The organism is Ignavibacteriota bacterium (assembly GCA_016218045.1).
Taxonomy (GTDB): domain Bacteria; phylum Bacteroidota; class Ignavibacteria; order SZUA-365; family SZUA-365; genus JACRFB01.
The window spans coordinates 42341-58056 of the sequence record JACRFB010000059.1; the positions used below are offsets into that span (position 1 = coordinate 42341).

13 protein-coding genes are annotated in these 15716 nt (G+C 61.5%); 11 read left to right on the forward strand and 2 right to left on the reverse strand.

Translation table 11 applies throughout. The annotated features are described in order from the left end of the window. Window positions 1-59: 59 nt before the first annotated feature. The gene (pta, locus tag HY962_15115) at window positions 60-1046 is read right to left on the reverse strand and encodes a phosphate acetyltransferase (protein ID MBI5648260.1); all 987 of its coding nucleotides are present in this window, start codon (window positions 1044-1046) and stop codon (window positions 60-62) included. Window positions 1047-1465: 419 nt separating this feature from the next. Between pta and HY962_15120 the strand changes: the two genes are divergently transcribed. The 4 genes from HY962_15120 (at window position 1466) to carB (ending at window position 7988) form a co-directional block, all read left to right on the forward strand. Continuing rightward, entirely contained in the window at window positions 1466-3094 is a 1629-nt protein-coding gene (locus HY962_15120; protein MBI5648261.1) for a 2,3-bisphosphoglycerate-independent phosphoglycerate mutase, read from the forward strand. 81 nt (window positions 3095-3175) lie between these two features. After that, on the forward strand, window positions 3176-4486 hold the full coding sequence (locus HY962_15125) for an aminotransferase class V-fold PLP-dependent enzyme (GenBank protein MBI5648262.1): 1311 nt from the start codon (window positions 3176-3178) through the stop codon (window positions 4484-4486). Between the two features lie 34 nt (window positions 4487-4520). Beyond that, window positions 4521-6194 (forward strand): DUF814 domain-containing protein, encoded by a 1674-nt coding sequence (locus tag HY962_15130; GenBank protein MBI5648263.1) that lies wholly within the window; start codon window positions 4521-4523, stop codon window positions 6192-6194. A gap of 3 nt (window positions 6195-6197) precedes the next feature. Then, window positions 6198-7988 carry a carbamoyl-phosphate synthase large subunit gene (gene carB, locus HY962_15135; GenBank protein ID MBI5648264.1) on the forward strand — a complete coding sequence of 597 codons (1791 nt, stop codon included), beginning with the start codon at window positions 6198-6200 and terminating at the stop codon, window positions 7986-7988. A 39-nt stretch (window positions 7989-8027) separates the two neighbouring features. Here carB and HY962_15140 read toward each other — a convergent pair whose 3' ends face one another. Then, a complete protein-coding gene (locus tag HY962_15140; GenBank protein ID MBI5648265.1) occupies window positions 8028-8483 on the reverse strand; it encodes a dCMP deaminase family protein in 456 nt (151 codons plus the stop codon). Between the two features lie 207 nt (window positions 8484-8690). Here HY962_15140 and HY962_15145 point away from each other — a divergent pair, with 207 nt between their 5' ends. The 7 genes from HY962_15145 (at window position 8691) to HY962_15175 (ending at window position 15700) form a co-directional block, all read left to right on the forward strand. Next, complete coding sequence (locus tag HY962_15145; protein ID MBI5648266.1) at window positions 8691-10022, forward strand: PhoH family protein; 1332 nt, start codon at window positions 8691-8693, stop codon at window positions 10020-10022. 175 nt (window positions 10023-10197) lie between these two features. Next, window positions 10198-10569: a co-chaperone GroES gene (locus tag HY962_15150; protein ID MBI5648267.1), complete on the forward strand. Its 372-nt coding sequence runs from the start codon at window positions 10198-10200 to the stop codon at window positions 10567-10569. Window positions 10570-10783: 214 nt separating this feature from the next. Beyond that, window positions 10784-11308, forward strand: a complete 525-nt coding sequence (hoxE, locus tag HY962_15155) for a bidirectional hydrogenase complex protein HoxE (protein MBI5648268.1) — start codon at window positions 10784-10786, stop codon at window positions 11306-11308. After that, window positions 11305-13032, forward strand: coding sequence for an NADH-quinone oxidoreductase subunit NuoF (nuoF, locus tag HY962_15160; protein ID MBI5648269.1), 1728 nt, complete (start codon window positions 11305-11307; stop codon window positions 13030-13032). The genes hoxE and nuoF overlap by 4 nt, the downstream gene beginning before the upstream one ends. Continuing rightward, a complete protein-coding gene (gene hoxU / locus HY962_15165; protein MBI5648270.1) occupies window positions 13019-13738 on the forward strand; it encodes a bidirectional hydrogenase complex protein HoxU in 720 nt (239 codons plus the stop codon). Before nuoF ends, hoxU begins: the two co-directional genes overlap by 14 nt. After that, on the forward strand, window positions 13726-14259 hold the full coding sequence (locus tag HY962_15170) for an NADP oxidoreductase (GenBank protein MBI5648271.1): 534 nt from the start codon (window positions 13726-13728) through the stop codon (window positions 14257-14259). The genes hoxU and HY962_15170 overlap by 13 nt, the downstream gene beginning before the upstream one ends. Beyond that, window positions 14252-15700, forward strand: coding sequence for a Ni/Fe hydrogenase subunit alpha (locus HY962_15175; GenBank protein MBI5648272.1), 1449 nt, complete (start codon window positions 14252-14254; stop codon window positions 15698-15700). The genes HY962_15170 and HY962_15175 overlap by 8 nt, the downstream gene beginning before the upstream one ends. The last annotated feature ends 16 nt before the right edge of the window (window positions 15701-15716 follow it).

The following is a 15716-nucleotide window of genomic DNA, read 5'->3' on the forward strand; positions in this document are numbered from 1 at the left end:
CGGAACGCAGAATTCCGTGTTCCGAATTCTGCGTTCCGTGTTCCGTATATCCCGCTCGATCACACCGCGCCCATCACCGCGTTGAAGACCGTAGTAACGACGATGTCGTTCACCGAGCAGCCGCGCGAGAGGTCGTAGGCAGGTTTGGCGAGGCCCTGCACGATGGGTCCGAGCGCCTCCGCGCCGCCGAGACGTTCGGCGATCTTGTATGCGATATTGCCGGCCTGCAGATCGGGGAAGATGAGCACATTGGCCTTGCCCGCGATGTCGCTGCCCGGCGCCTTCTTCGCGCCGATCTTCTCGACGATGGCCGCATCCACCTGCAATTCGCCGTCGATCTTGATGTCGGGCCGGCGTTCGCGCACGAGGCGCAGCGCTTCACGCACCTTGTCCACCAGTTCGTGTTCGGCGCTGCCCTTTGTGGAGAATGACAGCAGGGCCACGAGCGGCTCTTCCTGCATCAGCGCACGGTGATTGTCGGCGGTGCTGATTGCGATGTCGGCGAGTTGCGAGGCGTCGGGCAGAGGGAGCACGGCGCAGTCGGCGAAGCTGTACAGCGTCTCGGGGAATTTCATGACAAAGAAACTCGACACAGTCTTGATGCCGGGTTTCAGGCCGATCGCCAGAATGCCCGCGCGGATCACGTCGCCCGTGGTGGAGAGTGAACCGGCGACACTGCCGTCGGCAAATCCGTTGCGCACCATCATGGCGCCGAAGAAGAGCGGGTGCAGCATCTGCTCGCGCGCCTGCTCGGGCGTCATGCCCTTGGCCTTGCGCAGTTCATGGAGCTGAGCGGCAAAAGTGTCGAGATGTTCGGCCGAAGTCGGATCGACGATGCTGATGCCGTCGAGCGAGGTGCCTGCCGCGTCGGCTGCGGCACGTATCGCAGCATCGTTCCCTACCAGGGAAATGCGAGCGGTGCCCTCGTCCGTGACGATGCGTGCCGCCTTGATGGCCCTCTCGTCGGTGGCGTCGGGATAGACAATGTGTTTGGGATTGTTGCGCGCGCGATCCTTCAGATCGTCGATAAAATGTGCGGGATGCATACAGGTGCCTTGTTTGTTTGTTGATACGCGATATGCGTCTTCAAATGTAGGCCGCACGGCGGGAAGGAAAAAACGGGGGACGGGGGACGGGGGACGAGGGACGGGGGACGAGGGACGGGGGACGGGGGACGGGGGACGAGGGACGGGGGACGGGGGACGGGGGACGGGGGACGAGGGACGGGGGACGGGGGACGGGGGAGTGGGGAGTAGGGAGTGCAATATAAAAGCGAGACACTCTCCCGCTGTCCCGCTCTCCCGCTCTCCCGCTGTCCCGCTGTCCCGCTCTCCCGCTGTCCCGCTCTCCCGCTGTCCCGCTGTCCCGCTGTCCCGCTCTCCTGCTGTCCCGCTCTCCCGCTGTCCCGCTGTTCGGTGATTTTTCCGTACCTTGCATGATTCCATTTCACATTGAAACGCACAACATGAGCGATCTTCTTCTTCAGATACATCCAACGGTGCAGGCGGCGGCAGGACCGCTGCTTCTCATCATCATGGACGGATACGGCATTGGGAAAAACTATCCCGGCAACGCGGTGGCCAATGCGCATACACCACATTTGGACGAGTATTTCTCGCGCGGGCTGTACACACAACTGCGCGCGCATGGACCCGCAGTGGGCCTGCCCAGCGACGACGACATGGGCAACAGCGAAGTGGGTCACAATGCGCTCGGCGCCGGACGCATCTTCGCGCAGGGCGCGAAGCTGGTGAACGCCGCCATCGCCGACCGCAGCATCTTTAGTTCGAAACACTGGCGCGCCATCGTCGAACGGCAGCAGAAGGGCGGTACATTGCACTTCGTGGGCCTGCTCTCCGACGGCAACGTCCACTCGCATATATCGCATCTGTACGCCATGCTCGAACGCGCCGCTGCTGAAGGAGTTGCGACAGTGCGCATCCATACCCTTCTCGACGGCCGCGATGTCGGTGAAAAATCCGCGCTCGACTATGTGCTGCCCCTCGAGCAGAAACTCGCCGAGTATTCGGCGCGCCCGGGATTTTCGTACGCCATCGCGTCCGGCGGCGGACGTATGAACGTGACCATGGACCGCTACAACGCCGACTGGCGCATCGTCGAACGCGGATACCGCGCGCATGTGCAAGGCGTCGGACGCGCCTTCCCTTCCGCATCGGAAGCCGTGCGCACCTACTACGCCGAGGATCCGTCCATGACGGATCAGTACATGGACTCTTTCGTCGTGGCCGATAATACCGGACCTGTAGGTCCGATTCGTGACGGCGACAGCGTCATCTTCTTCAATTTCCGCGGCGACCGCGCGATCGAATTTTCACGCGCATTGACCGAAAAGGAATTCGCGGAATTCGACCGCGGTCCGCTGCCCGACGTCTATTACGCGGGCATGATGGAATACGACGGCGACATGCACATCCCGCCGCATTACCTCGTCGAACCGCCGAGCATCGACCGCACATTGAGCCAGTATCTCTGCGGCACGGGCGTGACGAGTTTTGCGATCTCCGAGACGCAGAAGTACGGGCACGTGACATACTTCTGGAACGGCAATAACAGCGGCTATATCGACGAGCGCCTCGAACGTTTCGTCGAGATTCCTTCCGACCGTATCGAGTTCGACAAGGCGCCGCGCATGAAGGCGGCGGAGATCACCGACGCGACACTCGCGGCGCTCGACAGCGGGAGCTATCGCTTCCTGCGTGTCAACTATGCGAATGGCGACATGGTCGGGCACACGGGCAATTATGCAGCGGCCGTGGAAGCTGTCGAGACCGTGGACGCCGGCGTTGCACGCCTCGTACAAAAGACGCTGGCGCTGGGCGGCATCGTGGTCATCACCGCCGACCACGGCAACTCCGACGAAATGTTCACCGAGAAAAACGGCGTGCGCACACCAAAGACCAGCCACACGCTGAACCCTGTGCCGTTCTGCATTCTCGACTCTCGCCCGCAGCCGCCGTACAGACTCGCGTCCGTGCCCTCCGCCGGTCTCGCCAATGTCGCATCGACACTCTGTAATCTCCTCGGCTATACTGCTCCGTCGGAGTACGAACCGTCGCTCATTCAGCCCGTATAAACCGCGCGGCAGCATCAACAGTGCTGCCGCAGTCGACTCGTTTCCCACACCCGCATCCTACCACAAATCCGGACACGTGCCATGGCCCGTTCCCTCCCCCGCCGCACCTTCCTCGGTCAGATCACACGCGGCCTCGGCGCCACGGCACTCGGCTCCGCGGCATTGGCCGGATTCTTCGACCAATTGCATGCGGCGGGACGCCGCATCGATCATCTCACGCCCGAGCAGGCAGCCGGCGATGAGGATTTCTGGTTCGAGATACAGCGGGCGTTCACCGTCACGCGCGGCATCATCAACCTCAACAACGGGGGCGTCTGTCCCTCGCCGCGCATCGTGACCGAGGCCTTTGTGCGGTACACATGGGAACAGGAGGAGCTGCCCGCATACGTGATGTGGCAGATTCTGGAGCCGCGCGTGGAAAATGTGCGCGAAGGACTCGCGGCCATGTTCGGGACGGACAAGGAAGAGATCGCCATCACACGCAATGCGTCGGAATCCATGGAGACGCTGCTTTTCGGACTCGAGCTGCGTTCGGGTGACGAGATACTTACCTCGGCACAGGATTATCCGCGCATGATGACAACCGTGCGCCAGCGCGAGGCGCGCGAGGGTCTGTCGCTCTCGGTCATCCCGATCGCCACACCACCCGCCGATCCGTCCGAACTGGTCGCCGCCTTCGAACGCGCGATCACAAAAAAAACCAAACTCGTCCTTATCTCGCACATCAATTTCACGAACGGACAGATCATGCCCGTGCGCGAGATCTGCGCCATGGCGCGCGCGCACGGCATCGAAACCGTGGTTGACGGCGCGCACGCGTTTGCTCATCTCAACTTCACGCAGAAGGACCTCGACTGCGATTACTTCGGCACCAGCCTGCACAAATGGCTGTACGGTCCGAAGGGCACGGGACTGCTCTACGTGCGGCGCGACAAGATCGAGCGTGTGTGGCCGCTGATGGCAGCGGAGAAGAAGCAGTCCGCCGACATCCGCAAATTCGAGGAGATCGGCACACATTCCGCGGCACCGCGCCTCGCGCTCGCCGAGGCGCTGCTGTTCCATCAGGGTATCGGACCCGCGCGCAAGGAAGAGCGCCTGCGTTTCCTCGCGCGCTACTGGATGAACCGTCTGAAGGACGTGCCCGGCGTCGTGTTCCATACATCCTTCGATGCGCGCCAGTCCTGCGCGATCGCGACGGTCGAGATCAAAGGCATAGAGCCGGGCGCTCTGCAGGGCTATCTCTTCGACAAGAAGAAAATATTCTGCACCACGATATCGAACGAGTATTTCAAAGGCATACGGATCACACCCAACGTGTACACGACACTCGCCGAACTCGATAGATTCGTGGAGACGATGGAGCGCGTCGCGAAGTCCGGTCTGCCCAGGTGATGGAGCGCCAGCTCCATACACGCTGATACACCCGATGCTTACGAACTGGCTGACGCTGCGCGCAATCGCGGACGAACTCGACCACCGCTACCGCGGCGCGCGTATATCCGGCTGTTTTTCACAGGAGCGCGATGTGCTCATGATCGAGCTCGAGACTGCGTCGGGCATCGAGCATCTGCATTTCTCCGCGGGTCCGCTGCTGTTCCTCGCGCCGCATCCCGGATTCGCCCGCGCGCGGAAGAACAGCGTCGACGTCTTCGATGATACACGCGGCGCGCGTATCGAAAGTGTCGACATCGCGCGCAACGACCGTGTGGTCCGCATCCTGCTCGACACGGGCGCATCGCTGCTCTGCACGTTGTACCGTCGCGGCGCGGGCGCCGCGCTGCGCGATCCGGATGGCGCGTGTATCGCGACATTCAAACACGAGGGTCCGGGCGAAACCTTCGACTTCGACAACACCCTGCACGCGCCGGGACAGGAAGAATTCGAAGCGGCTCTCGACATCGACCCCGCACGCGAGGCGGGGCACGCGTTGCGCGCCCTGCGGCCGTATCTGAGCGGTGTTGCGGCGGCCGAGGTGTTTCATCGCGCGTTTATCGATGCCACCCGCACGTGCGGAGACCTTCGGCCCACCGAACGAATGGCGCTGGCGGTCGAACTCGGTCTCCTGCTTGAGGAGAGCGCGGGCGGGCGGGGCCATGTGTATTTCCGTGACGGTGCACCGGTCCATGTCGCACCATTGCAACTGCGTCATCTCGCGGAGTGCCGCGACGAGACGGCCGACACCCTGTGCGACGCCGTCTTCCTCTTCGCGCGCAAGACACTTGCCGCCGGCAGCGAGGAAGGCCTGCGCCGCCGCGCGCTCGCCGCGCTCGCGCGCGAGACGTCGCGCATCGATCGTGCCATGACACATCTCGCCGAGCCGCGCGAGATTGAGCAGCGTGCCGCCGAATACGAAAAATTCGGCAACCTGCTCATGATCCACATGCACGACTATCCGGAACAACCGTGGCGCATGACTGTGCCCGACATTTTCACGGATCCCCGGCTCGTGGTGAGCATCCCGATACGGGAAACCGAGACCCTCCTCGAAAACGCGCAGCGGTATTTCGAAAAAGCGAAACACGCACGCTCGTCGATTGCATACGTGCGTGCGCGTGTGTCATATTTGCAGACGCGCGCATCCCAATTGCAGTCGCTGGCGCTCGCCATCGAAGGCGCCGAATCGGCGCGCGCGCTCAAAACCGTTTTTTCGGACCACGCGGAGCTTATGCAGAGTCTCGGACTTACCTCGAAGGGCGACACCGACGAACGCCCTTTCCCCTTCCGCCGCTTCGTCGTAAGCGGTGGCTTCGAGGTATGGGCCGGGAAAAACAGCGCGAACAACGACGAGCTGACAGTGCGTCACGCGCGCCCGAACGACCTCTGGTTTCACGCGCGCGGTGTCGGAGGATCACACGTCGTGCTGCGCGTGCCCTCGTCGGGCGCGCCCGTCCCGCGCGAGGCGATTCGCGAAGCCGCCTCGATCGCCGCGTACTACAGCAAACATCGCAACGCAAAAACGGTGCTGGTGGCCTACACCGAAAAAAAATACGTGCGCAAACCGCGCGGCGTACCGGCCGGCACCGTGTATCTCGAGCGCGAGAAAACCATCAATGCGGAACCGCGGCTGCCCGCCTCCGCCGACACCGAACTGGAAGGATAAACCGTGGACATCGATACAACCGTCACTCCCGCCCTTTTGCGCACCGCCAAGGAATACGGATTTTCCGACGCGCAACTCGCCTCGATCTGGGGGTGTACAGCCGACCGCGTGCGCGCCCTGCGCGAGCAGTGGAACATCACGGCCGTCTTTAAAACCGTCGACACATGCGCGGCGGAATTCGAGGCGTACACGCCATACTATTACTCGAGCCACGATCAGCAGAACGAGTCCACACGCAGCACACGGCGCAAGGTGATCATCCTCGGCGGCGGCCCGAACCGCATCGGGCAGGGCATCGAATTCGACTACTGCTGCGTGCACGGAGTGTTCGCCGCCCGCGAGGAGGGTTTCGAGGCGATCATGGTGAACTGCAATCCCGAGACCGTCTCGACCGATTACGACATCGCCGACAAACTGTACTTCGAACCGCTGACGCTCGAAGACGTGATGCGCATCATCGACCTCGAACAGCCCGAGGGTGTCATCGTCTCCTTCGGCGGTCAGACGCCGCTCAAGCTCGCGGCTGACCTCGCCGCGCGCGGGGTGCGCATACTCGGCACGCCCTACGAGGGCATCGATCTCGCGGAGGACCGCGAGCGTTTCAGCGCCCTGCTCCGCGACCTCGGCATACAGTATCCGCCTGCCGGAAACGCGCGCAGCGCCGACGAGGCGGCCGCCGTCGCGAACGAGATCGGCTATCCGGTGTTATTGCGTCCCTCCTACGTGCTTGGCGGACGCGGCATGCGCATCGTGTATTCCGAAAAGGCCCTGCGTGAATTCGTCGACGAGGCGCTTGAAATTTCCGACAATCATCCCGTGCTCATCGACAAGTTCCTCGAGGACGCGATGGAGTTCGATGTCGATGCCGTCTGCGACGGACACGAGGTGATGATCGGCGGCGTCCTGCAGCACGTGGAGGAGGCGGGAATACACAGCGGCGACAGCACCTGCGTGATGCCGCCCATGCTCAAAAAGGAATCGATCATCGAAGAACTGAAGGAAACCACCCGCCGCATCGCGCGAGGCGTGGGCGCCGTCGGCCTGATCAACGTGCAGTACGCCCTGCAGAACGACGTGATCTATGTGCTCGAGGCCAATCCGCGCGCGTCGCGCACCGTCCCCTTTATCAGCAAGGCCTCGGGAGTGCCCCTCGCGAAGATCGCGACCAAGGTGATGCTGGGACGCACCCTCGCCGACCTCGGTGTGGTGGAGCCCGACATCCGCGACTACGTGGCCGTAAAAAAGGCGGTGTTCCCCTTCATCAAGCTCATCGGCTCGCGGCAGTTCCTCGGACCGGAAATGAAATCCACCGGCGAGGTCATGGGCATCGCCTCCACCTACGGTGCCGCCATGGCGAAAAGCCAGCTCGGTTCAGGCGCCACGCTGCCCACCGACGGCACCGTGTTTGTGTCCGTCAACCAGCGCGACAAGCGCCAGCGCACGCTCGACTTCGCGCGCGATCTGCGCGCGGCGGGCTTTGAGCTGGTGGCGACACGCGGCACATCAACCTACCTGTACGAAAACGAGGTCGAGACACGCAGCGTGCTGAAGGTGAGCGAAGGCCGGCCCGACATCGTGGATGAAATCAAGAACGGGCATGTGCAGCTCATCGTCAACACACCCGCGGGCGAGATATCCAAGGACGACGAAACACCCATCGGCATCGCGGCGCTCGCCTACAACATCCCCTATGTCACAAATGTCTCGGCGGGCATCGCCCTTCTCGACGGCATCCGCGAGGCCGGCACCGAAGCGCACGACGTGCGAAGCATTCAGGAATACCACGCGCGATAGTAGAGCAGAGAGCGGGACAGCGGGAAAGAGGGACGTGGATCAGTTCCCGTCCAGCGCCACGAACTCGAGATGTGTGTGGTCGATGAGTTCCTGGATGCGGTGGATCTTGTAGGGCTTGTCGTAGATCACCCGGTGAATGCCGGTGTTCATGATCGTTTTCAGGCAATGATAACAGGGGCTGGCGGTGACGTAGATGTCGGCGCCTTCTATCGCCACCCCGTGTTTCGCGGCTTGCGCTATCGCGTTGATCTCGGCATGGATGGTGCGGAAGCAGTTCTCCTCTTCCTCGCCGTTCGGGTTGCGCGACACATAGATCAGGCAGCCGACGTCGGTGCAATGGGGATGACCCGCGGGCGAGCCGTTGTAGCCGGTGGCGATGATGTTTTTATCCTTCACGATAACCGCGCCGATCTTCGCCCGCGTGCAGGTCGCACGCTCGGCCACGATCTTTGCGATGCTCATGAAGTATGTATCCCAGGATTTGCGAGAGGACATTGGTGAAGGAGTTAGGAGTTGGGATCTAGGAGTTGGATTAGGGACGGGTGAAACCTTTACTTGAAGTATGACACTGGGAATATAGTGGAACGAATGGTCCATTGGTACCCGTCATTTCCGATCTAGCGCCTGATTCCGTATCCTACTGCGAAGACCACCAACAGACTCTTCGATTCTCACTCCCTACTCCCTACTCCAAAGTCCGCCATGGCCCGTCCGCCCGTCAAGCTGTTTGTCATAGACACCAACGTGATCCTACACGACAGTTCCTGCGTGTATCAATTCGACGAACACGACGTGGCGATTCCCATCGCGGTGCTGGAGGAATTGGATCACTTCAAAAAGGGCAATGAAATCCTGAATTTCCATGCCCGGGAATTCGCGCGTTCGCTCGACGCGCTGAGCGGGGAGAAGCTGTTCGAGGACGGTCTGAAAATCGGTCCGAAGAAGGGCCGCATATCCGTGCGTCTCGACGAGGAGTTCCATCCGGACCTGCGCCTGAGCTTTGCGCCCGACAGGCCCGACCACCGCATACTCAACACGGCCTACCACCTTGCGCAGCAGCATCCGAAGCGCACCGTGATATTGGTGTCGAAGGACGTGAACCTGCGCATGAAAGCGAAGGCCGTGGGCCTCACCGCGCAGGATTACAAGACCGACCGCGTCAAGGACATCGACACGCTCTACACCGGCAGGCGCGTGCTGGAACACGTCGACGACGACGCCATCGACCGCATGTACCAGTTGCCCTATGAGGTGGACGCCGCGGAGGTGGAGCATGGATCCACCTTCCGCCCGAACGAGTTTTTTATCCTGCGTAACGGCAAAAAATCGGCGCTCGCCACCTATCACAATCCGAGCGGCATGCTGCGGCGCGTGGACAAGGTGACGGCCTACGGCATCACCCCGCGGAATTCCGAGCAGACCTTCGCCCTGCATGCCCTGCTCGATCCCGATGTGCAGCTCGTGACGGTAAGCGGCAAGGCGGGCACTGGAAAAACCTTGCTCGCGCTCGCCGCGGCACTCGAGCGCAAGAAGCAGTACCGCCAGATCTACCTCGCGCGGCCCATCGTGCCGCTCAGCAACAAGGACCTCGGCTTCCTGCCCGGTGACATTCAGTCCAAGCTCGATCCGTACATGCAGCCCCTGTTTGATAATCTCGGGGTGATTCAGAATCAGTTCCCCGAGACCGACGTCAAACACCGTCGCATCAAGGAACTGCTCAACGAGGAGAAGCTGGTCATTTCACCGCTGGCCTACATCCGCGGGCGCAGTCTTGTGAACATCTACTTCATCGTCGACGAGGCGCAGAATCTCACGCCGCACGAGATTAAAACCATCATCACCCGCGCGGGCGAAGGCACGAAATTCGTCTTTACCGGCGACATCTTCCAGATCGACCATCCGTATCTCGACACACTGTCCAACGGCCTGAGCTACCTGATCGACAAAATGCAGGGACAGCGCCTCTACGCCCACGTCACGTTGGAAAAGGGCGAACGGTCGGAACTCGCGGAACTTGCGTCGGATCTTTTATAGACGACCTATGCGTGGTTGTGAACGAATCCGTTCGTTTGATCTACGCAGCGCGGTGTCAGGAGACAGGATTCAGGAGACAGGAGGGATCACCCGACATTCTCCCTCCTGGATCCTAACTCCTCACTCCTTGCTCCTATGTCCTAGTTCCTAGCTCCTCCTCAATTCCAGACCGCACATGCGCACAGTAAAAAAAATCCTCGTTGTTGGTGATCGTGTACTGATTTCACCGGAAGACCCGAGCGGAATGACCAAGTCCGGACTCTACCTGCCTCCGGGGGTGCAGGAGAAAGAAAAGATACAGGGCGGCTATGTGGTGAAAATCGGACCCGGATATCCGATTCCAAACCCCGACGCAAGCGAGGAGCCCTGGGCGCCGCGGCGCGAACCGATCCGCTATCTCCCCCTGCAGGTGGAGGAAGGCGACTACGCCCTGTTCCTCCGTTCGCAGGGTGTGGAATTGGAATTCGAGGGTACACAGTACCTGGTCGTCCCGCAGGCGGCAATACTCGTACTGGTGAGACAAGAGCTGGTGGAAGACACGGACTGAGATGCGGCGCAAGGCACGGATCTGCCGTGCCTGAGGATGTGGCGGGTGCGGGGAGTAGAACCCGTTTCGAGAGAATTTTCACTATAGGGAGGCGCCGGACTGAACCGCCACAAAACGCTTGGATATTTATCGTCCGATGGGTACATTTCGTGATAGGTAATCGAGAAATATTTCTCGTTAATTCCACAAGAAATCCCTCGACATTGGTCATCACATGCCCACATTAGCCGAAGAGCGGGAAAAACTCAAGAAGCCCGAGGCGAAATCGAACGATAACAGATTCAAGTATCTGGATCGTGCGCTCGCCAAGCACCATTTCCGCGGTGATGCATTGATCGAGATACTGCACACGGCGCAGGAACTGTTCGGCTTTCTTTCGCAGGATCTGCTTCTGTACATCGCGAAGAGTCTGCGCCTGCCGCCGAGCAAGGTGTACGGTGTCGCGACGTTTTACCACTTCTTCTCGCTCAAACCGAAGGGCGAGCACACGGTGACGATCTGCATGGGCACGGCATGTTACGTGAAGGGTGCGGGAGCGCTGCAATCGGCCGTAGAACATCTCTGCAAGTGCCGCGCGGGCGAAACAACCGCCGACGGCAAGGTGTCGGTGCAGACCGCTCGCTGCGTCGGATCCTGCGGCATCGCGCCTGTGGTTGTGTACGACAATGACGTCGCACCGAATGTCGGTCCGGAGGAAATCACGGCCCGTGTGGCCGCCTGGCTGGAGACAACACCATGACTATCGACGAACTATACGAGATCGGACAGAATTTCCGTCGCTCCCTCGAGTCGTTCAGCGCGGAGATCCACGTCTGCGGGTCCGGCGGCTGTTTCTCGTCCGGCGGCATGCAGATCAGGGAAGCGCTCGAGCAGGCCTGTGCCGCGCGTAATCTCGCCTCGGACGTGCGTATCATCAGCACGGGGTGTATGGGCTTGTGCGGCGCGGGACCGCTGGTGCGCATGCATCCGTCGAACACGCTGTACGTCAAGGTCACACCCGCCGACGCCGATCGCATCGTCGAACAGCACCTCGTCGGCAACACACCCGTGGCGGATCTTGCACATCCCACCGACACGCCCTTCTTCACAAAGCAGACGCCGATAGCCCTGAAAAACATGGGACACATCGATCCGGAATCGATCGACGACTACATCGGGCACGGCGGATACGAGGCGCTCGCAAAGGCCATCACCTACTACACGCAGGACGGCGTGATCCTCGAGGTGCGTTCCAGCGGACTGCGCGGCCGCGGCGGCGCGGGATATCCGACAGGGCTGAAGTGGAGCATCGTGCGCAAGGTGAAATCGAACCAGAAGTACGTCGTGTGCAACGCCGACGAGGGCGATCCCGGCGCGTTCATGGACCGCGCGATGCTCGAAGGCAATCCGCACGCGATCCTCGAGGGCATGGCCATCGCAGGATACGCCGTCGGCGCGACGCAGGGCTACATCTATGTGCGCGGCGAGTATCCTCTCGCGATCGAGCGCCTCAAGAAGGCCATCAAGCAAGCCGAACGCACACAGATGCTCGGCAACAGGATCTTCGACTCCGAATTCAACTTCCGTATCGACCTGCGCATCGGCGCGGGCGCGTTTGTGTGCGGCGAGGAGACGGCGCTGATGGCCTCGATCGAGGGACGGCGCGGCCAGCCGCGTCCGCGTCCGCCGTATCCCTCGCAGTCGGGTCTCTGGGGCATGCCCACGCTGCTTAACAATGTCGAGACCTACGCCAACGTTCCCGCCATCATCCTCAACGGCGGCAAGTGGTTCGCGGGCATCGGCACCGAAAAGAGCAAGGGAACAAAAGTGTTCGCGCTCGCCGGACGCATCAAGAACACGGGACTCATCGAAGTGCCGATGGGCATATCGCTACGTGAAATCATCTTCGACATCGGCGGCGGCATTCCCGACGGCGGCGAGTTCAAGGCGGCCCAGACGGGCGGTCCCTCAGGCGGATGTATTCCCGCCCAGCATCTCGACATCCCGGTCGACTACGAGTCGCTCGCACAGGTCGGCTCGATCATGGGATCGGGCGGACTGATCGTGATGGACAAAAGCTCGTGTATGGTGAAGCTCGCGCAGTACTTCATGGAATTCTGCATGGACGAATCCTGCGGCAAGTGCATCCCCTGCCGCGTCGGCACCGTGCAGCTCCATAAGGTGCTCGAGCGCATGACACAGGGACGCGCCAGCATGGAGGATCTCGGCATACTCGAGGAACTCTGCGACATGGTCAAGGACACGAGTCTCTGCGGACTCGGCCAGACCGCGCCGAATCCCGTCGTCAGCACACTGCACTTCTTCCGCAAGGAATACGAAGACCACATACACGCACACGTGTGCGACGCGGGCGAATGCACGGCCCTCGCCGCGGCTCCAGCGCCCGAGCCGCCTTCCGCGCCAGCAGAAAAAACCACCGCAGCCAAGACCAAGCCGGGACGGAGGTCCAATGGAAGAGATTAAAACCCTCACCATCGACGGCGAGATCATCAGCGCGCCGGCGCACGCCACCATATTGAGCGCCGCGTTCGAGAATGAGCTACACATCCCGACGCTGTGCAATCTCGAAGGCCTCGACGCCGTCGGCGCGTGCCGCCTCTGCCTCGTCGAAATCGACGGACAGAACAAACTGCAGCCCGCCTGCACCACGCGCATCGAGGAAGGCATGGTGGTGAACACACGCTCGGCGCGCATACAGAAGTACCGCCGCATGATCGTCGAAATGCTGTTTGCAGAGGGCAACCACATCTGCTCGGTCTGCGTGGCCAACGGGCATTGCGAACTGCAGAACCTCGGCTACGAAGTCGGGATGGACTCGGTGCGCTTCGATTACCTGTATCCCGCGAAGAAGGTGGACGCGACACACGAGCGCTTCATCATCGATCACAATCGCTGCGTGCTCTGCACGCGCTGCGTGCGGGTCTGCGACGAGATCGAAGGCGCGCACACCTGGGACGTCGCGGGCCGCGGCATAGGCACCTTCGTCGTGACCGACCTCGCCGGCGACTGGGGCCGGAGCGGCTCCTGCACTTCGTGCGGAAAATGTGTGCTCGTCTGTCCGACTGGCGCATTGTTCGAGAAGGGAAAAGCGGTGAGCGAGATGACCAAGAACCGCGATTTCCTCCAGTACATCGTGAACGCGAGAGAGAAAAAACAATGGCTAAAATAAAAATCGCCACGGCCTGGCTCGGCGGCTGCTCGGGCTGCCACATGTCGTTCCTCGACCTCGACGAGCGGCTCATCGATCTGCATGGACGCGCCGAACTGGTGTACAGTCCGATCATGGACGTGAAGGTGTTCCCCGCGGGTGTCGACGTGACGCTGGTGGAGGGCGCGGTGGCGAACAGCGACAATCTCGAACTGTTGGAAACGATACGCCGCAACAGCCGCATCCTTGTGGCCTTCGGCGACTGCGCCGTGACGGGCAACGTGACGGCGATGCGCAACGGACTCGACCGCGACGAAATTCTGCGCGACGTGTACGGCGAACTGGGTGTCACCTTTGGGAAACAGGACGGTACCGTGCTGCCCGTGCTGCACGAATCCGTGACGCCCATTCACAAAGTCGTTTCTGTCGACGCCTACCTGCCCGGCTGTCCGCCCGACGCGGATCTCATCTGGTACGTGATCACGGAGCTGCTCGAAGGCAGGCAGCCCGTTCTAACCGAGGACCTTCTGAAATATGGCTAAGCCCACCCGACAGATCGTGATCGATCCAGTGACGCGGATCGAGGGACACGCGAAGATCACCGTCCACTTCAACGACCAGGGTGCGGTGGAAGACGCGCGCATCCACATCACCGAATTCCGCGGTTTCGAAAAATTCTGCGAAGGCCGGCTCGTGTGGGAAATGCCCGGCATCACGTCGCGCATCTGCGGCATCTGCCCTGTCAGCCACCTGCTCACCTCGGCGAAGGCGGGCGACGACATCCTTGCCGTTGAGATTCCCCGGCCCGCCGAGAATTTGCGCCGAGTGCTGAATCTCGCGCAGTGGGTGCAGTCGCACGCGCTCAGTTTCTTCCATCTCTCCGCGCCCGACCTGCTGCTCGGCTTCGACGCCCCGCCGGAGAAACGCAGCATCTTCGGACTCGCCGAGGCGCACCCCGACTTCGCGCGCCGCGGCATACGGCTGCGCAAATTCGGGCAGGACGTCATCGAAAAACTGGGCGGCAGGAAAATCCATCCCGTGTACGCCGTGCCCGGAGGTGTGCGCGCACCCCTCTCGGAGGCGGTGCGCGACGAGATCCTCGCGGGCCTTCCCGAGGCCCACGACACCGCCGCCATGGGCCTCGAGTTCATCAAGGCCTTCATCGAAACCAATCACGGCAAGCTCGACGTGTTCGGCAATTTCCCGACACTGTTCCTCGGGCACGTGACGGGCGACGGTGCGCTCGAGTACTACGACGGATTCATCCGCGTCGTCGACAGCGGCGGCAACATCGTGGCCGACCGCCTCGATCCCCGCAAGTACAACGACTACATCTCCGAGGCCGTCGAGGAGTGGTCGTACCTCAAATTCCCCTACTACGCGCCGCTCGGGTATCCGCAGGGCAACTACCGCGTGGGTCCGCTGGCGCGACTCAACGTGTGTTCGCACACGGGGTCGCCAAAATCGGATCGCGAACTCCTTATCTTCAAGCAGATGGCCGGCACGCGCAATGTGGTGCTGAACTCGTTCTACTACCACTACGCGCGCATGATCGAAATCCTCTTCGCGCTCGAGCGTATGGAGGAACTGCTCACCGACCCCGACACGCTGAACCAGGAAGACATCCGCGCGAGGGCCTTCTCGAACAAACCGCACGGCGTCGGCGCCTGCGAAGCGCCGCGCGGCACACTCTTTCACAACTACACGGTGGGACGCGACGGCGTGATCAAAAAGGTCGATATGGTGATCGCGACGGGACAGAACAACCTCTCGATGAACCGCACCATCCGGCAGATCGCCATGCACTACATCAGCGATCCCGAGACCGAGATCACCGACGGCATACTCAACCGCATCGAGGCAGGCATCCGCTGCTACGATCCCTGCCTCTCGTGCTCGACACACGCGCTCGGACAGATGCCCTTCGAGATCGAATACCGCGGATCCGACGGCACGCTGCTCAAGCGCGGAGGACGCGGCTGATAGAAGGTTCGCATAA

Excerpts from the sequence above, each read along its gene's own strand:
- pta (MBI5648260.1), bottom strand. The coding sequence starts at position 1,046 with ATGCATCCCGCACATTTTATCGACGATCTGAAGGATCGCGCGCGCAAC.
- HY962_15120 (MBI5648261.1), top strand. The coding sequence starts at position 1,466 with ATGAGCGATCTTCTTCTTCAGATACATCCAACGGTGCAGGCGGCGGCA.
- HY962_15125 (MBI5648262.1), top strand. The coding sequence starts at position 3,176 with ATGGCCCGTTCCCTCCCCCGCCGCACCTTCCTCGGTCAGATCACACGC.
- HY962_15130 (MBI5648263.1), top strand. The coding sequence starts at position 4,521 with ATGCTTACGAACTGGCTGACGCTGCGCGCAATCGCGGACGAACTCGAC.
- HY962_15140 (MBI5648265.1), bottom strand. The coding sequence starts at position 8,483 with ATGTCCTCTCGCAAATCCTGGGATACATACTTCATGAGCATCGCAAAG.
- HY962_15145 (MBI5648266.1), top strand. The coding sequence starts at position 8,691 with ATGGCCCGTCCGCCCGTCAAGCTGTTTGTCATAGACACCAACGTGATC.
- HY962_15150 (MBI5648267.1), top strand. The coding sequence starts at position 10,198 with ATGCGCACAGTAAAAAAAATCCTCGTTGTTGGTGATCGTGTACTGATT.
- hoxE (MBI5648268.1), top strand. The coding sequence starts at position 10,784 with ATGCCCACATTAGCCGAAGAGCGGGAAAAACTCAAGAAGCCCGAGGCG.
- nuoF (MBI5648269.1), top strand. The coding sequence starts at position 11,305 with ATGACTATCGACGAACTATACGAGATCGGACAGAATTTCCGTCGCTCC.
- hoxU (MBI5648270.1), top strand. The coding sequence starts at position 13,019 with ATGGAAGAGATTAAAACCCTCACCATCGACGGCGAGATCATCAGCGCG.
- HY962_15170 (MBI5648271.1), top strand. The coding sequence starts at position 13,726 with ATGGCTAAAATAAAAATCGCCACGGCCTGGCTCGGCGGCTGCTCGGGC.
- HY962_15175 (MBI5648272.1), top strand. The coding sequence starts at position 14,252 with ATGGCTAAGCCCACCCGACAGATCGTGATCGATCCAGTGACGCGGATC.